Source organism: Tessaracoccus luoxuelianae (genome assembly GCF_054483915.1).
Genome location: NZ_CM137013.1, coordinates 2,783,844 through 2,804,995 on the forward strand (window position 1 = coordinate 2,783,844; position 21,152 = coordinate 2,804,995).

General features: G+C 69.3%; 21 protein-coding genes. 7 read left to right on the forward strand and 14 right to left on the reverse strand.

Features of this window, described 5'->3' with window-relative positions:
• Positions 1 to 52: 52 nt before the first annotated feature.
• The 7 genes from ACX1D1_RS12790 to ACX1D1_RS12820 form a co-directional block, all read right to left on the reverse strand.
• Complete coding sequence (locus tag ACX1D1_RS12790; RefSeq protein ID WP_459054797.1) at positions 53 to 1,042, reverse strand: malate dehydrogenase; 990 nt, start codon at positions 1,040 to 1,042, stop codon at positions 53 to 55.
• Between the two features lie 85 nt (positions 1,043 to 1,127).
• Entirely contained in the window at positions 1,128 to 1,766 is a 639-nt protein-coding gene (locus ACX1D1_RS12795; protein ID WP_459054798.1) for a vitamin K epoxide reductase family protein, read from the reverse strand.
• Positions 1,767 to 1,808: 42 nt separating this feature from the next.
• A complete protein-coding gene (locus ACX1D1_RS12800) occupies positions 1,809 to 2,102 on the reverse strand; it encodes a DUF3017 domain-containing protein (RefSeq protein ID WP_182784420.1) in 294 nt (97 codons plus the stop codon).
• Positions 2,092 to 2,946, reverse strand: coding sequence for a bifunctional methylenetetrahydrofolate dehydrogenase/methenyltetrahydrofolate cyclohydrolase (locus tag ACX1D1_RS12805; RefSeq protein WP_459054799.1), 855 nt, complete (start codon positions 2,944 to 2,946; stop codon positions 2,092 to 2,094). The genes ACX1D1_RS12800 and ACX1D1_RS12805 overlap by 11 nt, the downstream gene beginning before the upstream one ends.
• Before the next feature lie 14 nt (positions 2,947 to 2,960).
• The gene (purH, locus tag ACX1D1_RS12810) at positions 2,961 to 4,538 is read right to left on the reverse strand and encodes a bifunctional phosphoribosylaminoimidazolecarboxamide formyltransferase/IMP cyclohydrolase (protein ID WP_459054800.1); all 1,578 of its coding nucleotides are present in this window, start codon (positions 4,536 to 4,538) and stop codon (positions 2,961 to 2,963) included.
• Entirely contained in the window at positions 4,517 to 5,092 is a 576-nt protein-coding gene (gene purN, locus ACX1D1_RS12815; RefSeq protein ID WP_459054801.1) for a phosphoribosylglycinamide formyltransferase, read from the reverse strand. Before purN ends, purH begins: the two co-directional genes overlap by 22 nt.
• Before the next feature lie 9 nt (positions 5,093 to 5,101).
• The gene (locus ACX1D1_RS12820; protein WP_182784428.1) at positions 5,102 to 6,355 is read right to left on the reverse strand and encodes a cell division protein PerM; all 1,254 of its coding nucleotides are present in this window, start codon (positions 6,353 to 6,355) and stop codon (positions 5,102 to 5,104) included.
• 97 nt (positions 6,356 to 6,452) lie between these two features.
• Here ACX1D1_RS12820 and ACX1D1_RS12825 point away from each other — a divergent pair, with 97 nt between their 5' ends.
• A complete protein-coding gene (locus ACX1D1_RS12825) occupies positions 6,453 to 8,051 on the forward strand; it encodes a hypothetical protein (RefSeq protein ID WP_459054802.1) in 1,599 nt (532 codons plus the stop codon).
• 11 nt (positions 8,052 to 8,062) lie between these two features.
• Here the strand turns inward: ACX1D1_RS12825 and sucD are convergent, their stop codons facing one another.
• Positions 8,063 to 8,959, reverse strand: coding sequence for a succinate--CoA ligase subunit alpha (gene sucD, locus ACX1D1_RS12830; protein WP_459054803.1), 897 nt, complete (start codon positions 8,957 to 8,959; stop codon positions 8,063 to 8,065).
• A gap of 5 nt (positions 8,960 to 8,964) precedes the next feature.
• Positions 8,965 to 10,140 carry an ADP-forming succinate--CoA ligase subunit beta gene (gene sucC / locus ACX1D1_RS12835; RefSeq protein ID WP_182784434.1) on the reverse strand — a complete coding sequence of 392 codons (1,176 nt, stop codon included), beginning with the start codon at positions 10,138 to 10,140 and terminating at the stop codon, positions 8,965 to 8,967.
• A gap of 243 nt (positions 10,141 to 10,383) precedes the next feature.
• Here sucC and ACX1D1_RS12840 point away from each other — a divergent pair, with 243 nt between their 5' ends.
• Entirely contained in the window at positions 10,384 to 11,388 is a 1,005-nt protein-coding gene (locus ACX1D1_RS12840) for a M23 family metallopeptidase (protein ID WP_182784436.1), read from the forward strand.
• Here the strand turns inward: ACX1D1_RS12840 and pcrA are convergent.
• The gene (pcrA, locus tag ACX1D1_RS12845) at positions 11,385 to 13,805 is read right to left on the reverse strand and encodes a DNA helicase PcrA (RefSeq protein WP_182784438.1); all 2,421 of its coding nucleotides are present in this window, start codon (positions 13,803 to 13,805) and stop codon (positions 11,385 to 11,387) included. The genes ACX1D1_RS12840 and pcrA overlap by 4 nt on opposite strands.
• 57 nt (positions 13,806 to 13,862) lie before the next feature.
• Between pcrA and ACX1D1_RS12850 the strand changes: the two genes are divergently transcribed.
• Positions 13,863 to 15,095 (forward strand): phospholipase D-like domain-containing protein, encoded by a 1,233-nt coding sequence (locus ACX1D1_RS12850; protein ID WP_459054804.1) that lies wholly within the window; start codon positions 13,863 to 13,865, stop codon positions 15,093 to 15,095.
• Between the two features lie 4 nt (positions 15,096 to 15,099).
• Here ACX1D1_RS12850 and ACX1D1_RS12855 read toward each other — a convergent pair whose 3' ends face one another.
• Positions 15,100 to 15,441, reverse strand: a complete 342-nt coding sequence (locus tag ACX1D1_RS12855; protein WP_182784440.1) for a hypothetical protein — start codon at positions 15,439 to 15,441, stop codon at positions 15,100 to 15,102.
• A gap of 106 nt (positions 15,442 to 15,547) precedes the next feature.
• Here ACX1D1_RS12855 and ACX1D1_RS12860 point away from each other — a divergent pair, with 106 nt between their 5' ends.
• Positions 15,548 to 15,811, forward strand: a complete 264-nt coding sequence (locus ACX1D1_RS12860; RefSeq protein ID WP_459054805.1) for a GlsB/YeaQ/YmgE family stress response membrane protein — start codon at positions 15,548 to 15,550, stop codon at positions 15,809 to 15,811.
• A gap of 76 nt (positions 15,812 to 15,887) precedes the next feature.
• Here ACX1D1_RS12860 and ACX1D1_RS12865 read toward each other — a convergent pair whose 3' ends face one another.
• Positions 15,888 to 16,547 (reverse strand): response regulator, encoded by a 660-nt coding sequence (locus tag ACX1D1_RS12865; RefSeq protein ID WP_459054806.1) that lies wholly within the window; start codon positions 16,545 to 16,547, stop codon positions 15,888 to 15,890.
• The gene (locus ACX1D1_RS12870) at positions 16,544 to 17,797 is read right to left on the reverse strand and encodes an ATP-binding protein (protein WP_182784446.1); all 1,254 of its coding nucleotides are present in this window, start codon (positions 17,795 to 17,797) and stop codon (positions 16,544 to 16,546) included. Before ACX1D1_RS12870 ends, ACX1D1_RS12865 begins: the two co-directional genes overlap by 4 nt.
• Before the next feature lie 136 nt (positions 17,798 to 17,933).
• Here ACX1D1_RS12870 and ACX1D1_RS12875 point away from each other — a divergent pair, with 136 nt between their 5' ends.
• The 3 genes from ACX1D1_RS12875 to ACX1D1_RS12885 are packed head-to-tail and all read left to right on the forward strand — an operon-like array spanning position 17,934 to position 19,530.
• Positions 17,934 to 19,067: a PspC domain-containing protein gene (locus ACX1D1_RS12875; protein WP_459054807.1), complete on the forward strand. Its 1,134-nt coding sequence runs from the start codon at positions 17,934 to 17,936 to the stop codon at positions 19,065 to 19,067.
• Positions 19,064 to 19,261, forward strand: coding sequence for a hypothetical protein (locus ACX1D1_RS12880; protein ID WP_459054808.1), 198 nt, complete (start codon positions 19,064 to 19,066; stop codon positions 19,259 to 19,261). Before ACX1D1_RS12875 ends, ACX1D1_RS12880 begins: the two co-directional genes overlap by 4 nt.
• Positions 19,258 to 19,530, forward strand: a complete 273-nt coding sequence (locus tag ACX1D1_RS12885) for a PspC domain-containing protein (RefSeq protein ID WP_459054809.1) — start codon at positions 19,258 to 19,260, stop codon at positions 19,528 to 19,530. Before ACX1D1_RS12880 ends, ACX1D1_RS12885 begins: the two co-directional genes overlap by 4 nt.
• 9 nt (positions 19,531 to 19,539) lie before the next feature.
• Here the strand turns inward: ACX1D1_RS12885 and guaA are convergent, their stop codons facing one another.
• Complete coding sequence (guaA, locus tag ACX1D1_RS12890) at positions 19,540 to 21,093, reverse strand: glutamine-hydrolyzing GMP synthase (protein WP_459054810.1); 1,554 nt, start codon at positions 21,091 to 21,093, stop codon at positions 19,540 to 19,542.
• Positions 21,094 to 21,152 lie beyond the last annotated feature (59 nt).

Sequence of the window (21,152 nt, forward strand, 5' to 3'; positions counted from 1 at the left end):
GAGGCCCGCCCCCGGCGATGGGGGCGGGCCTCTTCGACTGTCGGGGCTGACCTCAGATGAGGCCGAGCTCGGTGACCGCGTTGCGCTCGTCGACCAGCTCTGCGACGGAGGCATCGATCTTGCCGCGGGAGAAGTCGTTGAGCTCAAGACCCTGGACGATCTCGTACCTGCCGTCCTTGACCGTGCACGGGAACGAGGAGATGAGGCCCTCGGGCACGCCGTAGGAGCCGTCGGACGGGACCGCCATGGAGACCCACTCGCCCTCAGCGGTGCCGAGCACCCAGTCGCGCATGTGCTCGACGGTGGCGTTGGCGGCCGAGGCGGCCGACGACAGGCCGCGGGCCTCGATGATGGCCGCGCCGCGCTTGGCGACCGTGGGGATGAAGGTGTTCTCCAGCCACTCCTGGTCGTTGACCAGCGCGGCGGCGCTCTGTCCGTCCACCTTGGCGTTGAACAGGTCAGGGTACTGGGTGGCCGAGTGGTTGCCCCAGATGGTCATGTGGCTGATGTCGGTGACGGGGCGCCCCAGCTTCGCGGCCAGCTGCGAGAGAGCGCGGTTGTGGTCCAGCCGGGTCAGCGCATTGAACCGCTCGGCCGGAATGTCGGGCGCGTTGCGCTGCGCGATGAGCGCATTGGTGTTGGCCGGGTTGCCGGTGACCAGGACCTTGACGTCGTCGGCGGCGGCGGAGTTGAGCGCCTTGCCCTGCGCGGTGAAAATGGCGCCGTTGGCCGACAGCAGGTCGCCACGCTCCATCCCCGCCTTGCGGGGCATCGCGCCCACCAGCATGGCCAGGTTGACGCCGTCGAAGACCTTGTTGGGATCATCGCCGATCTCGATGTTGACCAGGTTGCCGAAGGCGCAGTCCTGGAGCTCCATGACCACGCCCTCCAGCGCCTTGAGCGCAGGGGTGATCTCCAGCAGGCGCAGCTCGATGGGAGTGTCGCCCAGCAGCGATCCACTGGCGATGCGGAACAGCAGGCTGTAGCAGATCTGGCCTGCGGCGCCGGTGACGGCGATCTTGACGGGAGCAGCAGTGCTCACTTCATTTCCTCTCGTGACGGTCCTTGTCGTCTGACGAAACTGACTCTAGCGGGGTCGCGGCCACCCCGGTCGGGCGGGGCGGGTCTCAGATGATGCGGAAGACGTAGTGCGCGACCAGGATGAACACGACGATCGCGAGCCAGACCATCAGCGTGATCGCCAGCCATCCGCCCTTCGCGAAGGCCAGGGCCTTGGCCTGCGCCGACGGGGACAGGAACAGGTTGCCCTCCAGGATGTTCCAGTGCGTCATCGAGGTGAACACAAAGGTGGTCGACACCGTCACGAGCGCACACCAGGGGCAGATCGCACCGATCACGAAGGTGGACTGGAACAGCAGCCAGTAGGCGAAGATCACACCGAGCAGATAGATCACGTTGGCGGTGAACATGAACCACCGCGGGAACCGGGTGCGGGCCAGGGAGGCCACCGCGATGGTCATCACCACCGGCTCGGCGATGAGACCCAGGAACGCGTTGGGGAACCCGAACACATTGGCCTGCCAGGTGGAGCCCACCTTGACGCAGTCGAAGACGGCGTTGATGGAGCAGCTGAGCACCACGTCGGGATTCTGCGCAATGAGGATGGCGTCGTAGGACAGCACGAAGGAGGCGATGAGGCTGAGCGTGGCGAACACCAGCATCTCCAGGAACAGTACGGTGCGTGACCGGGAGCTGGGGCGGTCCTCGGGGGCTTCTGTCTCGTCCTCGTGGACCATGGTTTCCATGGGCCCCATCGTAACCAGACCGACCCAGCGGGCCATCGCGCGTCAGCTCGAGGGAGGCACCACCAGGGCCACCACTGTGATCGCCAGCCCCATGACGGCCATCACCAGGACGTCGAACCACCGTCGCCGGACCGCCAGCAGCCCCGCCATCTCCGTGGACAGGACGAGCCTCAGCAGCGCACCCACCAGCAGTGCCCCGGCCACCATCAGCGCGGCCCGCCGCCAGTGCCCCAAAGCCGCGTAGCCCACGCCGACGCCCACCACCGCCAACACCCCGAGCAGAGGCCACGGGTTGCTGGGGTAGGACTCGGCTGGCTTGTCCGGCCTATCCGGCATGCAGCGCTTCCGCGCGGTCCACGACGTTGCTCAGCAGCATGGCGCGGGTCATCGGCCCAACCCCGCCCGGGTTGGGCGTCACCCAGGCCGCCTTCTCCCAGACATCCGGAGCGAGGTCGCCGACCGTCTTGCCGTCGACGCGGCTGACGCCGACGTCCACCAGCACGGCGCCCTCGCGGATCATGTCGGCTGTGATCATCCCAGGCACGCCGGCGGCTGCCACCACCACGTCCGCGGCCCGGGTGTGGGAAGCGAGATCCCGCGTCCCGGTGTGACACAGGGTGACGGTCGAGTTCTCGCTGCGCCGGGTGAGGATCAGGCCGAGCGGCCGTCCCACGGTGATGCCGCGACCCACGACGCACACCTCGGCGCCGCGAAGCTCCACGCCGTGGCGGCGCAGCAGCTCGACGATGCCGCGCGGCGTGCACGGCAGGGTGGCGGGCTCGTTCAGGACCAGGCGGCCGAGGTTGATCGGGTGCAGACCGTCGGCGTCCTTGTCCGGGTCGATGAGGCCGAGCGCCCAGTTCTCGTCCAGGTGCCTGGGGATGGGCAGCTGCACGATGTAGCCGGTGACCGCCTCGTCCGCGTTGAGCGACTCGATGGCCTCCCGGAGCTGGGCCTTCGTGGCGTCAGCGGGGAGGTGCACCCGGATCGAGGCGATGCCCACCTCCTCGCAGTCGCGGTGCTTCATCTTCACGTAGCTCTGGCTGGCCGGATCCTCACCGACGAGCACCGTGGCCAACCCCGGCACCACGCCGCGGTCCCGCAGCGCCGCCACCCGGACTGCGAGTTCGGCCTTGATGGCGGCGGCGGTGGCCTTGCCGTCGAGTCTCTGGGCGGTCACGGTGCCTCCTGGTGTCAGTGGAAGAAGTGGCGGGTGCCGGTGAGGTACATGGTGACCCCCGCCGCGGCGGCTGCGTCGATGACCTCCTGGTCACGAACTGACCCGCCGGGCTGCACGATGGCGCGGACGCCGGCGTCGAGGAGGACCTGGGCGCCGTCGGCGAAGGGGAAGAAGGCGTCCGAGGCGGCCACCGACCCGGCGGCACGCTCGCCGGCCCGGGTCACGGCCAGATGGCAGGAGTCCACCCGGTTGACCTGGCCCATGCCGACGCCCACGGAGGCGCCGTCGGAGGCCAGCAGGATGGCGTTGGACTTGACGGCGCGCACGGCCCGCCACGCGAACTCGAGGTCGGCGAGCGTCTGCTCGTCCGCCGGCTCGCCGGCCGCGAGGGTCCAGGCCGACGGGTTGTCGCCGGGTGCGTCGATGGCGTCCGTCTGTTGCAACAGCAGGCCCCCGTCGATCTGCCGCAGCGAGATGCCGGCGTTGATGGCGTCCTGCGCCAGCAGGATGCGGAGGTTCTTCTTGGCGGCGAGGACCTCGACGGCGCCCTCCTCGTAGCCGGGGGCCACGATCACCTCGGTGAACACCTCGGAGACCTGGCGCGCCATGTCCACGCTGACGGGCCGGTTGGCGGCGATCACCCCGCCGAAGGCGGACACCGGATCGCAGGCGTGGGCCCGACGGTGCGCCTCCGCGACGTCCGCCCCGACGGCTATGCCGCACGGGTTGGCGTGCTTGATGATGGCCACGGCGGGGCCGTCGAAATCGTAGGCGGCGCGGCGCGCGGCGTCCGCGTCCACGTAGTTGTTGTAGCTCATCTCCTTGCCGTGCAGCTGCGTGGCGTCGGCGAGCCCGTCGGTGCCGTCCCCGTTGCGGTAGACAGCGCTCGCCTGGTGCGAGTTCTCGCCGTAGCGCAGGTCCGCCACCTTGTGCCACGTGGCGCCCACCCAGGCGGGGAACCCGGTGCCGCCTGAGGTGTCGGTGACCACGTTGCCCATCCATGACGCGACGGCCACGTCGTAGGTGGCGGTGTGCACGAACGCGGCCGCCGCCAGCTGCTTGCGCTGCTGGAGGGTGAAACCGCCGGCTGCCAGGGCCGCCCGCAGCATGGGGTACTGCTCGGCGGAGGTGATCACCGCGACACTCGGGTGGTTCTTCGCGGCGGCCCGCACCATCGTGGGCCCGCCGATGTCGATCTGCTCGACGCACTCGTCCTCGGAGGCGCCGGACGCGACTGTCGCGGCGAAGGGGTACAGGTTGGTGATCACCAGATCGAACGGGGCCACGCCGAGTTCGTCGAGCTGTCTGCGGTGCGTCTCGAGCCGGCGGTCCGCCAGGATGCCGGCGTGCACGTGCGGGTGCAGCGTCTTGACGCGGCCGTCGAGGCACTCGGGGAACCCGGTGACCTGTTCCACGGGCGTCACAGGCACGCCCGCGTTCGCCAGCGTCTTTGCCGTGGAGCCCGTCGACACGATCTCAATGCCGGAGGCGTGCAACTCGCGGCCCAGGTCCGCCAGCCCCGTCTTGTCGTAGACCGAGACCAAGGCTCGGCGCAGCGGGATGAGATCGGTCACGGTTTGCCCTCTTTCCATTCGGCCACGGCCTGGATGAGCAGGCGGCGCTCGGCCACTTTGATGCGCTCGTGGAGAGACTCCACGTCGTCGTCCGGCAGCACGTCCACCGCGCGCTGCAGCAGGATCCTACCGGTGTCCACCCCGGCATCGACCACGAAGACGGTGGCACCGGAAACCTTCACCCCGGCGCGGAGCGCATCGCGGGGACCGTGCATGCCCGGGAAGCTCGGCAGCAGCGCCGGATGCGTGTTGATGGTGCGTCCCCCGAATCGATCGAGGAAGGCCGGGCCGAGCAACTTCATGAAACCCGCGGAGGCCACCAGGTCCGGATCGTAGGCCCCCACGATGTCGCGCAGCGCCGCGTCCCACGCCGCCCGGTCTGCGCCTGCGGCCAGCGGATGGGCCACCGCGGGGATGCCACGCTCACGGGCGCGAGCCAGGCCCTGCGCATCCTCACGGTCAGACACGACGGCGACCACACGGGCATCCACCTCCCCGCCGTCGATCGCGTCGAGCAGCGCCGCGCAGAGGGTGCCGGAGCCGGACAGCAGGACGACGACGTGGGTGGTCACCCGCCCATCCTAAGGGGTGGCGCCGGCCTCAGCCGGCTGGGCGACCGGCCGGCGGATCAGGCCAACGATCAGTCCCGTCACCATGCCGGAGAGCCCTAGGAGGGTCGGCGCGAAGACGGCGAGCTCCGGCACCCGGGCCCCCACGAGGGCGAGCCGGGTGCCGCCCAACCCGCCGGAGCCCAGCGCAGCGAGGACGGTGACGGCGGCCCCGGCGGCGACACCGGACAGGCCCCCCACCAGCGCCGTCTGGTCAAAGCGCGCGCGAGGCCTCGCCCAGGCGACGGCGAGGCCGGCCACCGCCCCGGCCGCCACGCCGACGAGCAGCCACCAGAACGACGTCATGGAGACCTCAGCCCCCACCGGAACGAGGCCGAACGCCGGAATCGCCGGGAGGAGACCGACGTCCGTGGTGGCCATGCTGACGAGGGAGCCATCGCCGACCGTCACCCCGGCGCCCAGCATCCAGGACGCGCAGGCGAGGAGCAGGTTGGGCAGGTAGGCGAGGTGCAGGATCACGAGCAGGAAGAGCCCAACGCCGCCGCCGTCGAGACCCTCGACGATCGCGGTGATGCTGTCGCGGCCCTGGACCAGTGCCACCACCAGCACTGCCGCCGAGCCGGCCAGGACGGTGAGCATGGCGGCCCCCAGCGCCTTCGGCGCGGCGCGCAGCCACGCCGGCCACTCGGCGGTGGGATCGTGGCCCACCCCGCGTGAGGCGCCCCAGAGCCCGGCGATGCCGCCGACCGCCACCCCACCGACCACCGCACGCAGGGACCCTGCGCCGATCGAGGCTGCCAGAAGCGAGAGGGCCGCGGCGTAGACCGCGCCGAAGGTGCCGCCCACCCGGGTGACGATCGCCTCGGTGTCTGCCCAAATTCTCCCCGTGTCGTCAGGGAGGGCCTCCTGCCGCGCCGCCTGCCTGGCCGCCATCGATGCCAACGGGAGGGCGAGGAACACCAGCGCGACGGTCAGCCCCAGAGGCGCCACCGACACCTGCAGGCCCCCGATCACCACGGGCGCCCCGTGCGCCAGAACCAGCAGCCCGGTGGAGAGCCCCAGCGCGTCGGAGAGCTGAGCCTCGGGCGACGTCAGCCAGCCCAGCATCGCCAACGCGCTGAGCACCAGCCAACCCGCCGCCAGGACGGCCAGCGGTCCTCCGACGGCCACCACATACCAGGGCCAGGGCCACTCACGGTGCGTAGCGGGCTCCTGCGCGTCCACGTCCACCGCGACGGTCCGGTGGGTCGCCGTGCGTTTCGCCATCTCTGAAGTCCCCTCGTGGATCTGCGCCTTCGTGTTGCCGACGGCGGTAGGGTTGCCCCACGAAACCCGCTGTCGCGGCCACTGGGAGGTGAATGAGATGCCTGAAAGCGAAGGAAGCCCCAGACGGGCCTGGCTCTCCGACGCGGACACCTCATCCCCGCCGGACACGGACCCTACCCCAGCAGACGACATCTTCCGCCCGCGACGCGGCTCCACAGACGACGCCGCCGCATTCTCGCGCCCGGACTCCGACGAGCCACAGGGCGAGACTCCGATCCCTGCCCCCGTGTTCCCGCGCTCGGCCGGCGAGGTGGCCGACAGCCCCAGCCCTGCGCCCCGCAGGTCCGCCCTATCCTCATCGACCCCCCTCGAGGCGGAGACGCCTGCGCCGCCCCCGCGAACGCAGCCTGCGCGCCCAGGCCTCGCCGTCTGGGCATTGGGAGGCCTGGTGGGGGCACTCGCCGTCGGCATGATCGCCTTCTACGCCTCGAGGGGAGCGGAGCCGGCCACCTCACAGAGCGCCTCACCGAGCGGCTCGGCCGCGGCGTCGGCGAGCGCGAGCCCCACCGTCGTCGCGGCACCGGAGGACCTCGTCACCGGCGAGGATCTGGCCGGCATCGCGGCGGCCGCCTCGTGGTCGGTGACCCACACCAGCACCGCCGCCGCGGACCATGAGGGCCGCGTCGCCTGCCTGAGCACCCAGACCGAAGACCAGAACCCCACCTCCTCACTACAGCGCACCCTCGCCACTTCAGACGAAGACCAGCTCGCCGCGCTGCACCGCATCGAAACCTACGCCTCACCCGCCGCGGCGCAGCAGGTGTTCGCCAACCGCAGCACCGCGCTGGCGAGCTGCGACGAGATCCCGGCCCGGATCGTCCGGGCGACCTCGGTCGAGGGGATGGGCGACGAGGCCTTTCAGATCTCAGTGGTCTTCGAGGACGTGCCCATCCAGTACCACACGCTGCTGATGACACGCGTGGGCAGCGCCATCCAGCTGCTGGACGTGGCCCGGACCAGCAGCCCCGTCGAAGCGCAGCTCGCCGCCGGTGCCCTCGCCCGCCCGCAGGGCACGCTGTGCACCATCGAGGCCGCCACCTGCGCCCCGGAGCCCACCGTCACCGACGCGGTGGTCCCGGCGGCCGAACCCGTCGGCTGGCTGATCCCCTCGGACCTTCCCCGGATCAGGCCCGGGTCCGGCCGGTGGACGGCCTCGGACCCCACAGACCTCACGAGCGCAGGGATGGGGTGCGAGAACCTGACTCTGGTGAGTGAGCCCGGCCCCACCGAGCGGCGGCAGGCCACCTACCTGATGACGCAGGACGACCAGGCGCCGGACACGTTCGGCGTGGACGAGCTGCGCTTCACGTTCCCGGACGCAGCTGGCGCCACGGCCTTCGCCACCAAGCTGGGCAACGCCATCGCCAGCTGCAAGGATCGCGTCAACACAGCCACCGTCAGCGAGCTGCCGGCAGTGACGGGCACCGGCGAGGCTGGTCTGCCGGTCTCCTCGCGTCTCTTCTCCGTCACTCAGGCCACCGCCGACGACACGGGCGTGCCGTACCGGCTCGTCGTCAGCGTGGCCGGGGAGCACGTGTCCTACACAATCATCACCGTGACGGCGGCCTACTCGTTCACCGACGCGCAGCTCACGGAGCTGGCGCTGCGGATCCCGGTGCGGGCCAGCCAGGGCTGACCCGCACCGCGTCAGACCAGGGTGTGGCGCAGGTGCGCGATGGCGTCGCGCACCAGTCCAGCGGTCAGCGACGGGGTCTCCCCCACCAGCACCCCCGCGGCCTCCAACGCCGCCTTCTTCGCCTGTGCGGTACCGGCCGATCCGGTGATGATGGCGCCGGCGTGGCCCATCGTCCGTCCGGTCGGCGCGGTGAAACCGGCCACGTACCCGATCACGGGCTTGGTGATGTGGTCTGCGATGTAGGCCGCCGCACGCTCCTCGGCGTCGCCGCCGATCTCACCGATCATGACGATGAGGTCCGTGTCGGGGTCCTCCTCGAAAGCCTGCAGCACGTCGATGTGCCTGGTACCCACCACCGGGTCACCGCCGATGCCCACCGCCGTCGAGAAGCCGTGATCGCGCAGCTCGTACATCATCTGATAGGTGAGCGTGCCGGACTTCGAGACCAGGCCGATGCGTCCCGGGCCCGAGATGTGGGCCGGGATGATGCCGACGTTGGACTTGCCGGGAGAGATGAGGCCGGGGCAGTTAGGGCCGATGATCCGGGTCCGCGAACCGCGGGCCGCCGCGTGGAACTCGACCGCGTCGTGCACCGGGATCCCCTCGGTGATCACCACGCACAGGCCCACCTCGGCTTCCACCGCCTCCAGGACGGCCTCCTTGGCGAACTTCGGCGGCACGAACACCACCGACACATCGGCATGGGTGGCCGCGACCGCCTCCACCATGGACCCGAACACGGGCACCGGGTCCTCCTCGAACAGGACCGCCTCCCCCGCCCTGCCGGGCGTGACTCCGCCCACGATGCGGGTGCCCGACATGATCATGCGCTGCGTGTGCTTGCGCCCCTCCTTGCCCGTCATGCCCTGGACCAGCACGCGCGAGGACGCATTGATGAAGATCGACATCGGAGTCAGTTCCCTTCGGCCGCGAACCGGGCGGCCGCCCGGGCCGCCTCGTCCATGGTGTTCTTGACAGTGATCAACGGATGATTGGCCTCGGCGAGGATGGCCTTGCCGACCTCGACGGAGTTGCCGTCGAGCCGCACCACAATGGGCAGGCGCGCCTCGGCGCCCAGCATGTCCAGCGCGTTGACGATGCCGTTGGCCACATCACTGCAGGCCGTGATTCCGCCGAAGATGTTGACGAAGACGCTCTTGACCTGCGGGTCGCTCATGATGATGCGCAACCCGTTGGCCATCACGTTGGCCGACGCGCCACCGCCGATGTCGAGGAAGTTCGCGGGACGCGGCCGGCCGGGCAGTTCCTCGCCGGCGGCCGCCACCACGTCGAGGCTGCTCATCACGAGGCCGGCGCCATTGCCGATCACGCCGATGCTGCCGTCGAGCTTGACGTAGTTGAGGTCCAGGTTGCGTGCCTGACGTTCGAGATCCACGTCCCCGGTGGTCTCCTCGTAGCGCTCCCATTCCGGGTGGCGGAAGTCAGCGTTGCCGTCCAGGGTGACCTTGCCGTCGAGGGCGATGATGTCGCCGGCGCCGGTCTTCACCAACGGATTGACCTCCACCAGTGTGGCGTCAGATTCCTTGAAGGTCCGCCACAGCTTCCTGAGCACCGCGGAGACCTTCTGGTGGTCCTCGGGCATGAATCCCGCGTCGGTCACGATGCGTTGAGCCACGGCCTGGGAGATCCCCTCGACGGGGTCCAGGTCCAGCCGGAGCAGCGCCTCCGGCCGCTCTACCGCCAAGGTCTCGATGTCCACGCCGCCCTCGATGCTGCACATCGCGATGAACCCGCCGGCGGCGCGGTCCAGGAGGATGGAGAAGTAGAACTCCTCCGCGATGTCCGCGCCAGGGCTGAGCATGACGGTCTCGACCACGTGCCCCTTGATGTCCAGGCCGAGCACCTCGCCCGCCGTCTTCATGACGGCGTCCTCGCCGCGGGCGAGCTTCACGCCGCCTGCCTTTCCACGGCCGCCCGTGCGGACCTGCGCCTTGATCACCACGAGGTCCGCGCCGAGTTCCAGGTAGGCCGCGCGCGCCTCCTCAGGGGTGGTGGCGATGCGGCCGGGGAGGACGGGCACGTCGAACTGTTCGAACAGGTCGCGGGCTTGATACTCGAGGAGATCCACGGTGGTCCTTCGGTTGGTCGATCAAACTCCGCCAGACTACCCGGCGGCCCGAAGGGACGGAAGGGCCTGACGGATCGGCCCGGCCCGCTCGACCTGGCTCCTGTTGTGCGCACCCGCGGGAGCCACATGTGGTCCTGACAAGCATCGTCTCACGACTCGGACCGCCTCGGCTGCTCGACTTTGAGAGAAACCTGAGAACTGTTAAGGTTTTCTCAGAACCCCCCGAACAAGGCTAGGAGCCAGGTGAACGACGCCACGCCAGTGCGCAACCCCCGTCGCGCCGCGGAGATCGACGACATCGTCGAGATTGACGCCCACCCAGCCCGCCGATCCACGCCTGCCCTGCCGTTTGCCGTCAGCCGTCGCATCGTCGCGCTCGGCGTGGCCGGCGCCCTGTCCGTGAGCGCCCTGTTCGCCTTCGCCTTCACCGCGCGCGACGGTGGCGACACCGCGAGCGAGTCGCTCGACGCCGCCGTTCCCGCCGCCGCCGCGTCTGCCGCGGCCATGGGCTTCGCCGACCGTTCCCAGGAGGTCAGCCGCACCGCGGTGCGGGCCAACCTGACCGAAGCGGTCGCGGACGAGGCCGCCAAGGAGCGCGACGAGACCCTGGACGCTTCCGTCGAGTCCGCCGCACAGACCGAGTGGATGACCAACTCCACCGAACGCCAGCGCCTCATGGACGAGGACATGACGCTCGTGGCCGCGCAGAGCGCGAAGCTGAAGAAGGAAGCCGAAGAGGCGGCCAAGCGCCTCGAGGAGGCCAAGAAGGCCGCCGCCGCTGCAGCAGCGGGCAAGGAGAACCTCAGCTCCCAGGACGTGACCAACCTCACCACCAAGGGCGGCTCGATGCCCGTCAAGTCCAACTACCGCATCGGTGCCGGATTCGGCGCGACCGGAAGCTGGTCGCGGTACCACACCGGCCAGGACTTCCCGGCCCCTGTCGGCACTCCCATCTACGCGGCCGCCTCCGGTGTGGTGCTCAGCCCCACCGCCGGCGGCTGGGCGGGCATCAACGTGGTGATCCAGCACAGCAACGGCGGCTCCACCCTCTACGCCCACATGAGCCGCAAGGTGGTCGGCGCCGGCGAGACCGTTCGCCCCGGGCAGCTGATCGGCTACGTCGGCAACACCGGACGCTCCTTCGGCGCCCACCTCCACTTCGAGTACTACAAGCCGGGCGTGACCCCCGGCGACGTGTACTCCGCCTCGAACCCGATGACCTTCCTCCGCTCGCTGGGCGTGGGCTAAAGCTTCTCCATCGGGGCATGCTTGAGGCTCAGCCTCTTCGTGCCCGCAGACCCGAAGTCCACGTCCACCTTCGTGGCGTCCCCCACTCCGTGGACGGCCAGCACGTCACCCATGCCGAAAGCCGCGTGCAGCACCCGATCCCCCGTGGCCACGCTGAACACCGTCTTCAGCGGCCCCTGCCCTGATCCGAAGCTCGCCACAGACGCCGAGGTCTGACGGTTGCGGGTGGCCGCGGAGCTGGCCCACGTGGTCGTGGCAGCGCCGGTGCGGCGCCAGTCCAGCACGTGCGGGGGCACTTCGTCGAAGAATCGCGACGGCGGGTTGTACTGGGGGGATCCGAAGACCACCCGCACCTGGGACCTGCTGAGGAACAGCCTTCTGCGCGCCCGTGTGATGCCGACGTAGGCCAGCCGACGCTCCTCCTCCAGCTCCTCCGGGTCCGTCAGGGCTCGCATGTGCGGGAACATGCCCTCCTCCATGCCGGTGAGGAACACCGTGTCGAACTCCAGGCCCTTGGCGGTGTGCAGCGTCATCAGCGTCACCACGCCCTTACCGTCCTCGTGGTCCGGCACCTGGTCCGAGTCGGCCACCAGGGCGATCCGCTCCAGGAAGGCCGGCAGGGAGTCGTCCGGCTCAGGCATCCCCGCGACCAGGCCGGACTCGACGGTATCGTCGTCCAGGTCGATCGTGTTGGCCGCCGCAACGAACTCAGCCGCCACCGAGACCAGCTCGATCAGGTTCTCGATGCGGGTCTGGTCCTGCGGATCGACCGATGCCTGGAGCTCGGGCAGGTAGCCGGACTCCTTCAGAATCGACGTCAGCACCTCGTCGGCCGGCTTGCCCTGCGCCAGCATGGCCCGGTGCAGGTTCATGAGGTCCACGAAGCCCTGGATCTGCTTCAGCGATCGGGAGGCCAGCCCCGGGGCCTCCGACGCGCGCTGTAGGGCGTCGAAGAAGCTCAGCCGGTGGCCGGTGGCCAGGGTGGACACCGCGGCGGCCGCCCGGTCACCGATGCCACGCTTGGGCACGTTGAGGATCCGGCGCACGGACACGTCGTCTGCCGGGTTTACGATGGCCCGCAGGTAGGCGATCGCGTCGCGGATCTCCCGACGCTCGTAGAAGCGCACGCCTCCCACCACCTTGTAGGGCATCCCCACCCGGATGAACACCTCCTCGAACGCTCTGGACTGCGCGTTCGTGCGGTAGAAGACCGCTGTGTCGCCATACTGCGACAGGCCTGCATCACTCAACCGGTCGATCTCGTCGGCCACGAACTGCGCCTCGTCCGTCTCGCTGTCGGCCACCCACCCGACGATCAGCTCCCCCTCACCGAGATCCGACCACAGGTGCTTGTCGCGCCTGGACTGGTTGCGCGAGATCACCGAGTTGGCCGCGGTGAGGACGTTCTGCGTGGAGCGGTAGTTCTGGTCCAGCACCACCGTCCGGGCGCCTGGATAGTCCTTCTCGAAGTCCAGGATGTTGCGGATGGTGGCGCCGCGGAACGCGTAGATGGACTGGTCCGAGTCCCCCACCACCATCAACTCCGCCGGCTCGACCAGAGGGGATCCGTCCACCACGCCGCCGACGTCGCCGGCGCACAGCTCCCGCACCAGCGCGTACTGCGCGTGGTTGGTGTCCTGGTACTCGTCGACGAGCACGTGGCGGAAGCGACGCCGGTACTTCTCCCGGACGTCCGGAAACGCCTGCAGGAGGTGCACCGCCGTCATGATCAGGTCGTCGAAGTCCAAGGCGTTGGCCGCCACCAGCCGGGACTGGTACTCGGCGTAGGCCTCGGCAAAAACCTTCTGGGGCGGGGACACCGCCTCTTGGGCGGCCCGCTCGTAGTCCACCAGCTCGTTCTTGAAGGTGCTGACCTTGTTCATCACCGCTCGGACGGGGTAGCGCTTGGGGTCCAGTTCCTGGTCCCGGCACACCAGTGACATGAGACGTTTGGCGTCCGTGTCGTCGTAGATCGAGAAGCTCTTGGTCAGGCCGAAGCGGTCGATGTCCTGGCGCAGGATGCGCACGCACGCCGAGTGGAAGGTGGAGACCCACATCAGCTTGGCACGGTTCCCCACCAGGTCCACGACGCGCTCACGCATCTCGGCGGCCGCCTTGTTGGTGAAGGTGATCGCCAGCACGGAGCCCGGATGGACATTGCGCTGCGAGACCAGATGGGCGATGCGCCGTGTCAGCACCCGCGTCTTCCCGGAGCCTGCGCCCGCCACGACCAGGACGGGAGAGCCGGCGTGCAGCACCGCCTCCCGCTGAGGAGCATTGAGCCCCTCGAGGAGTTGCTCCTCGGAGACCTTCTTGGCTGAGGCGCGCCGCTCGGGCCGCTCCTCCCCGGAACGGGCGGGCGGCGCCTGGTCCGGCTGGAACGCGGCGAACAGGTCCGGGAACAGCGAGTCACTCATGTCGGGGGCCAACACTACCGCCCGCTCAGGCGCTCCTCCCGCCGATATGCTGGCGGCATGCGTGATGCCTTCTCCCGAGGTCGGGTGATCTTCGGCCGGATCACCACCGCCGTGTTGCTGGCCCAGATCCTCTCGATGCTGGCCCTCACCCTCGTCGAGTCACTACGGAAGAAGCAGCGCAAGCTGCGCAAGTTTCCCATCACCAAGCCGGAGCCCATCGGCGTCGGGGCCGACGAGGTGACCGTCTACACCTACGGCGAGCACGTCTACGACGCGATGATCGAGGCCATCGACGGGGCCGAGCACCACGTCTACTTCGAGACCTTCATCTGGAAGGGCGACGCCGAGGGGCTCCGATTCCGCGCGGCGCTCACCCGGGCAGCGGCTCGTGGAGTCCGCGTGCACGCGGTCTGGGACGAGTTCGCAAACCTGGTGGTGCCCCGCGCCTTCTTCCGGGCCATTCCCTCCACCGTCAACACCATGCCCCACCCGGCGTTCCCGCTGCCCTGGTCACCACGCAGCTGGGGCCGCGACCATCGCAAGCTGCTCACCGTCGACGGCAGGGTCGGGTTCATCGGCGGCTACAACATCGGTTCCCTGTACGCCACCGGGTGGCGCGACACCCACGCCCGCATCGTCGGCGACGGGGTGGCGGAGCTTGAGAACGCGTTCGTCGACTTCTGGAACATGCATCCCAGCAAGGTGCGCGACCGGATCGAGCACAACCCTCAGCGCGAGTGGGAGCCCACCGTCCGGGTGCACCGCAACACTCCACGCATCCAGGTGTACCCCATCCGCAACATGTACCTCGAGGCCATCGACCGCGCCAGCCACCACATCTGGCTCACGCATGCCTACCTCATCCCCGACGACGACCTCGTGAGCGCGTTGCGCGACGCCGTGCGCCGCGGCGTGGACGTCCGCATCATCGTGCCCGCACGCTCCAACCACGTGGTGGCGGACTGGCTCTCGCGCGGCTTCTACGCTGAGCTGCTGCGCTCCGGGATCAGGCTCTACCTGTTCCAGGGGGCCATGGTGCACTCCAAGACCGCCACCATCGACGGCCAGTGGTCCACCATCGGCACCGCCAACCTGGACCGCCTCAGCCTGCTGGGCAACTACGAGGTCAACCTCGAGGTCACCGACGAGGGCGTGGCGTCCTACCTGGAGGACGTGTTCCTCACCGACGAGTCGAACTGCATCGAACTGACCGAGGAGAGGTGGCGGGAGCGGTCCCCCGTGGCGAAGGCCACGGAGCTCTTCCTCAGCCCGTGGCGCCCGCTCTTCTGAGGTCTCAGACGAAGACGGCCACCACGACGTTGAGCAGGGTGAGGCCGAGGATGCCCCAGAACTGCCCGTCGGACAAGGTCTCCTTCTTGCGGTTCATGAACACGAACACCGCGATGACGACGACGACCGCCAGCTTGATCCCCACCTTGAGGTGGTTGACCTCCCCGTCACCCATCTCCGCCAGGCCCACCAGCAGCAGACCGGTGACCAGCTGGGTGAGCACTCCGTGGACCATTGCGGCATTGACGGCCCGCGATGGGCCCTTCACCTGCACAAAGGCGCCCCCGAAAAGGGCCGCAAATCCGACGAAGTGTAGTAGCACCAACACGTCATGAATCAATTCCATACGGAGAGGCTATCCCACCCATGAGTCACCCTGAATTGACCCCGAGTTCGCCCGGACAATGACCCTCCAAGTTGTCCATCCGCGCCATATGGTGCATCCTGGACATATGGGAACAATCATTGCTTACATCGTCATCGGCCTCCTCGGCGGGGCTATCGCCAAGGCCATCCTCCCCGGCCGTCAGGGCGGGGGATGGGTCGTCACCATCCTCCTCGGCATCGCCGGCGCACTGCTCGGCGGCTTCCTGGGCGGACTGATCTTCAACGTGTCCTACTCAGACATCTTCTCCGTCTCGGGCCTGATCTTCTCGGTCCTCGGCGCCCTGCTCATCCTGGTCATCTATGGCTGGATGCAGAAGCGCAAGGCCTGATCACACCCGTAGTTCAAGAATAGGGGCGGTGCCGGAGTCATCCGGCACCGCCCCTATTTTCGCGTTTTTATCAGGATCAGATCAGGTGGCGGTCCGTGGCCCACTTCGTCAATTGATGACGATTGGACAACTGCAGTTTGCGCAGCACAGAGGACACGTGGGTCTCCACCGTCTTGATGGAGATGAACAGCTCGCGCGCCACCTCCTTGTAGGAATAGCCGCGTGCGATGAGTTTCATCACCTCACGTTCACGGACGCTCAACCTGTCCAGCTCCTCGTCGATGCCGGACACGTCCACCGCCCCTGAGAAGGCGTCGAGGACGAACCCGGCCAGGCGCGGGGAGAACACGGCATCGCCGGCAGCCACGCGCGCGATGCCCTCCAACAGCTCTTCCGAGCTGATTGATTTGGTGACGTAGCCGCGAGCGCCGGCACGGATCACCCCGATCACGTCCTGTGCCGCGTCCGAGACCGAGAGCGCAAGGAACTTGACCTGGGGGGTCGAGGGCAACACCTGCCGGATCACCTCCGCGCCACCTCCACCCGGGAGGTGCACGTCAAGCAGCACCACGTCCGGCACGGTGGCGGTGATGGCCGCGACAGCCGTGTTCACGTCCTCACCCTCACCCACCACGTCGCAGTGAGGCCCGATCTCATGCCGGACCCCCGCACGGAACATGGCGTGGTCATCGACGATGACCACGCGCAACAGAATCGGTCCGGCCGCCTCGCTCATATGGCGATCTCCACTTTCACCTCGGTGCCCTCGGGGCCTGAACGGATCGCGGCACTGCCGCCGTAGCGATCCATCCGGGCCTTGATCGATTCTCGCACGCCCATCCGCCCCTCCGGTACCGCGTCGACGTCGAAGCCCCGTCCGCGGTCCCGGATGAACACCTCGATGCGCGGGCCGTCAACCTCGGCGTACACGTCCACCCTCGGCGAGCCGGAGTGCTTCGCCGCGTTCGTCACGGCCTCTCCGACGGCCAGCACCAGCGCCTCCACGCGGTCGTCGACAGCGACATCACCCACGCAGACCAGCTCGACGTCGACGGCGAAGTCCGCCTCGACGTCGGCGACCACCCCGCGCAGCGCGGAGCGGAAGGACGCGGCCCGGGTGGACTCGCCGTAGAGCCAGGTGCGCAGCTCGCGCTCCTGGCGCCTCGCGAGCCCCGCGACCGTGACGGGGTCGGAGGCCTGGCGTTGGATGAGCGCCAGGGTCTGGAGGACCGAATCGTGCAGGTGTGCCGCCATGTCGGCCCGTGCCTCGGCGCGCAGCCGCTCCGCGTCGGCTCTCCGCACCCGCCCTCGCTGCTGGTACAGCCACGGGGCCGCCACCACCAGCACACCGGCCAGCAGTACCCCCGAGGCGCCCAACACCCCGGGGAGTTGCGACAGCCCCACCTGGGTGGCCAGGATCCAGCTGGTGCCGGCCCCCACCAGCAGGAGACCTCCCACCAAGCGGACGATGCTCATCGCCCCGCCTCCGCGCGCCACGCGCGACCACAGCCCACCGCGTCCAGGCCTGCCGGGGCGGGGGGTGACCCGCTCGTCCACCTGGAGCCAGATCACGATGACGCCCACGCCGCCCACCACCATGGGCCAGAACAGCGCGGTGGAGATGATCCCACCCGAGACGAACAGCCACAGAAGCCCCACGACGAGCATCCCGCCTGCGACGAGGAGGCCGGAGTCCGCCGCCGGCGCCTCCACGCGCTGCGGCCGCATTCCGCTGCGGCTGGCCGCCGCCAAGCCCACGGGCTCGCCCTCGGCCGTCGCGCGCGGCATGAGAACCCACAGCGCGCCGTACGCGAGCACCCCCGCGCCGGAGAAGAGGGCCAGGACCAGGAATCCGAGCCGCACGTGCGCCACCCGGACACCGAGGTGCGAGGCCAGGCCTGTCGCGACTCCCGCGATGACCTTGCCCTCGCTCTGGCGGCGCAGCGGAACCCGCGCGGGCGCGATGGGAACCGGCAGCTGTGTCATGGCCCCAGCCTGACACGCTGACGACGGGGAGACCAGCGTCCAGGGTCCTTTCCAGGGTCCCCGGCGTCACAACTCAGGTGCCCCTCAGGGGGTCACCCGATGGCGATGCCGGCGCCACCGCACCAGACTGGTGTCCATGTCCACTGAGCTTGATCTGGGGTGGCTCGATCCGAGCCTCGGCGCGTTGCAGCGCCAGGAGTCCGGCATGGGCTCCGGTCTCTGCGCAGCCATCGCCACAAGGATGGGCGTCGACGTGGTCCTGGTGCGGGTCGCGTTCGCCCTGCTGGCCCTCAGCGGGGGCCTGGGCGTGGCCCTGTACGCGTGGGGCACCGCGCTCACCCGCAGCCCCACCGGTGTGCGCCCCATGGACGCACTCCTCCCCGCCTTCGCCCGCTGGACCCCCACGGGCCAGAAGGTTGTGGTCGTCCTCACCACGCTGGCCGCGGTCAGCCTGGTCAGCTCGATCAGCCCACTTCCATGGGGACCCGGCGTGCTTCTCCTGGCCCTTCTCGTGTTGGCCCGCCGGGGCCGGCTCGGCGGCACGTGGTCGCCACCCGCCGCGCCCCAGCCGCAGAACACGCGCACGAACACCAGCGCCGGGGCCGTGAGCGACGACGCCCTGGTGGCCCACTGGCGCTCCCAGATGCACTCCGCCACCGGGCGCGCCCACGACGGTCTGCCCGTCGTGGACCTCTACGCCACTGAGCCCCCCCGCGCCATCCCGTCGGGCCCCCGCCCGAAGGCGGCCTGGCTGATCGGCCTCGGCATCCTCGTGGCGATGCTCGCCACCGGCGCCGTGATGGTCGTTCTCCTCGGCGCCGGACCGGGGCTGGCCCTCGGAGCCGCGCTCGTGGCAGGCGGAACCCTTGCGGTGCTCTACTCGGCGATCGCACGAGCAAAGCGCGTGCCACGGCCCCTGCTCGGTGTGCTGGTGATCGCGATGGTGGCCGGCGGCTGGCTTGCTCCGCGGGCCGCCGAATCCGCGAGTCCGCCGCCGGCCGACGCCTCGATGCTGACCCTCAAGGTCGTCGGGGAGGACCGGGTGGTCGATCTGACTGAGGAGACCGACCTCGCGGGCATCGAACACATCCGGGTGGAGGCGATCGCCTCGGACCTCACGATCGTTCTCCCCGGCGCACCGCTGTCGGTGACCACCAACGAGTTCCTCAGCGATGTCAGCGTCGCGACCGATGACACGGATGCAGCACTGGATCTCACCGTCACGGTCGACGCGACCCTCGCAGACGTCACACTGGAGACAGCACCATGAACCGCCCACCGCTCGATCTGGCCGCCCTGGCCGTCGGCCTCGCCGCCGTCGGCTTCGGGATCGTCCTGATCGTCTCGCCGAGCCTCTCGGCGCCCTTTGTCCAACCGATCCTCGCCGTCATCCTCGTGGCCGCAGGCGCGATCGGTCTCATCTCCTCCCGCGGCCGCACGAATTCCCGAAAGGAACTTCCATGAAGCTCACCCGTCCCAGTACCGGCGCCATGATCGGCGGCGTCTGCGCAGGCATCGCGCGCTACCTCAACCTCGACGTGACCATCGTCCGGATCGCCTTCGTCCTCATCGCCGTCTTCGGCGGCAGCGGCATTCTGGCCTACCTCATCCTGTGGGCCGTCATGCCCAAGGACGAGGGCGGCTCCCTGGCCGAGGAGGGGTTCGACAAGGCCCGCCAGTGGTACGACACCCGCAAGCCGGGCTCCCCCAAGGAGCCCCCGTACGACATCTGAGCCGGGAGGCTACTCCCACTCGATGGTGCCCGGCGGCTTGCTCGTGACGTCGACGACCACCCTATTGACCTCGGGGCATTCGTTGGTGATCCGGGAGGAGATCTTCTCGATCACCTCGTAGGGCAGCCGGGCCCAGTCCGCGGTCATGGCGTCATCCGACACCACGGGCCGCAGGACGATGGGGTGGCCGTAGGTCCGGCCATCGCCCTGCACCCCGACGGACCTCACGTCCGCGAGGAGCACGACGGGGAACTGCCAGATCGCCCGCTCGAGCTTGGCCACGGCCAGCTCGTGGCGGGCGATCGCGTCTGCCTGGCGAAGAATGTTGAGCCGATCCTCGGTGACCTCGCCGATGATCCGGATGGCCAGCCCGGGGCCGGGGAACGGGTGGCGCCACACCATCTCCTCCGGCAACCCCAGCTGCTCCCCGACGGCTCGCACCTCGTCCTTGAACATCTGGCGCAGCGGCTCGATCAAGGTGAACTCAAGGTCATCGGGCAGTCCGCCCACGTTGTGGTGGCTCTTGATGTTGGCGGTTCCCTCACCGCCACCGGACTCCACCACGTCCGGGTAGAGCGTGCCCTGGACGAGGAAGTCGATCCCCCGCTCTCCTGCAAGGTCCCGCGCCGTCGCCTCGAACGTGCGGATGAACTCGCGGCCGATGATCTTGCGCTTCTCCTCCGGGTCCGTCACCCCGGCCAGGGCGCCGAGGAAGCGATCGCGCTCGTCCGCGACCACGAGGTCCACGCCGGTGGCGGCCACGAAGTCCTTCTTGACCTGCTCGGCCTCCCCCTCGCGGAGGAGGCCGTGATCCACGAACACGCACGTCAGTTGATTGCCGATGGCCCGCTGCACGAGCGCCGCGGCGACGGCGGAGTCCACCCCGCCGGACAGACCGCACAGCACCCGGCGGTCCCCCACCTTGGCGCGCACCGCGTCGATGCTCTCGGTGACCATGTTCTCGGCCGTCCAGTCCGGGGTGAGCCCGGCGATGGTGAACAGGAAGTGCTCCAGCACTTGCTGACCCCATTGCGAGTGCAGGACCTCGGGGTGCCATTGGACGCCGGCAAGCTTGCGGGCCAGGTCCTCGAACGCCGCCACCGGCGCACCCGCGGTGCGGGCAAGCACACGGAACCCCTTCGGTGCCCGGCTGACCGAGTCCCCGTGGCTCATCCAGACGTTGAGCGTATTGGGCAGGCTGCCGAGCAGGCACCCGCCGTCATGGATGGACAGCGACGTGCGGCCGTACTCGCGCTGCCCCGTCTTGGTGACGGTGCCGCCGAGCGCCTGTGCCATCACCTGGAAGCCGTAGCAGATGCCCAGCACGGGCACGCCCGCCTCAAGGATCCTGGTGTCCAGACCAGGCGCACCCTCCTCGTAGACCGACGACGGCCCACCGGAGAGGATGATGGCGGCAGGACGCAGCGCGAGGATCGCGTCGGCGTCGAGCGAGGAACTGACGATCTCGGAGTAGACGTTCGCTTCGCGGACGCGCCGCGCGATGAGCTGGGCGTACTGCGCCCCGAAGTCGACGACGAGGACCTTCTCGTGCTGGGCAGTCATGGGAGGGAGTCTATTGCCTTTCCTGCCGGAGCAACTTCGCCCCCGTCGGCGGGAATATC

Bases quoted from the DNA above. Each gene is read 5' to 3' on its own strand.
- ACX1D1_RS12850 (WP_459054804.1), top strand. From the start codon at position 13,863: ATGCGTGATGCCTTCTCCCGAGGTCGGGTGATCTTCGGCCGGATCACC.
- ACX1D1_RS12875 (WP_459054807.1), top strand. From the start codon at position 17,934: ATGTCCACTGAGCTTGATCTGGGGTGGCTCGATCCGAGCCTCGGCGCG.
- guaA (WP_459054810.1), bottom strand. From the start codon at position 21,093: ATGACTGCCCAGCACGAGAAGGTCCTCGTCGTCGACTTCGGGGCGCAG.
- pcrA (WP_182784438.1), bottom strand. From the start codon at position 13,805: ATGAGTGACTCGCTGTTCCCGGACCTGTTCGCCGCGTTCCAGCCGGAC.
- ACX1D1_RS12795 (WP_459054798.1), bottom strand. From the start codon at position 1,766: ATGGAAACCATGGTCCACGAGGACGAGACAGAAGCCCCCGAGGACCGC.
- ACX1D1_RS12885 (WP_459054809.1), top strand. From the start codon at position 19,258: ATGAAGCTCACCCGTCCCAGTACCGGCGCCATGATCGGCGGCGTCTGC.
- ACX1D1_RS12880 (WP_459054808.1), top strand. From the start codon at position 19,064: ATGAACCGCCCACCGCTCGATCTGGCCGCCCTGGCCGTCGGCCTCGCC.
- ACX1D1_RS12865 (WP_459054806.1), bottom strand. From the start codon at position 16,547: ATGAGCGAGGCGGCCGGACCGATTCTGTTGCGCGTGGTCATCGTCGAT.
- sucD (WP_459054803.1), bottom strand. From the start codon at position 8,959: ATGTCGATCTTCATCAATGCGTCCTCGCGCGTGCTGGTCCAGGGCATG.
- ACX1D1_RS12800 (WP_182784420.1), bottom strand. From the start codon at position 2,102: ATGCCGGATAGGCCGGACAAGCCAGCCGAGTCCTACCCCAGCAACCCG.
- ACX1D1_RS12825 (WP_459054802.1), top strand. From the start codon at position 6,453: ATGCCTGAAAGCGAAGGAAGCCCCAGACGGGCCTGGCTCTCCGACGCG.
- ACX1D1_RS12820 (WP_182784428.1), bottom strand. From the start codon at position 6,355: ATGGCGAAACGCACGGCGACCCACCGGACCGTCGCGGTGGACGTGGAC.
- ACX1D1_RS12860 (WP_459054805.1), top strand. From the start codon at position 15,548: ATGGGAACAATCATTGCTTACATCGTCATCGGCCTCCTCGGCGGGGCT.
- ACX1D1_RS12870 (WP_182784446.1), bottom strand. From the start codon at position 17,797: ATGACACAGCTGCCGGTTCCCATCGCGCCCGCGCGGGTTCCGCTGCGC.
- ACX1D1_RS12855 (WP_182784440.1), bottom strand. From the start codon at position 15,441: ATGGAATTGATTCATGACGTGTTGGTGCTACTACACTTCGTCGGATTT.
- purH (WP_459054800.1), bottom strand. From the start codon at position 4,538: ATGGAAAGAGGGCAAACCGTGACCGATCTCATCCCGCTGCGCCGAGCC.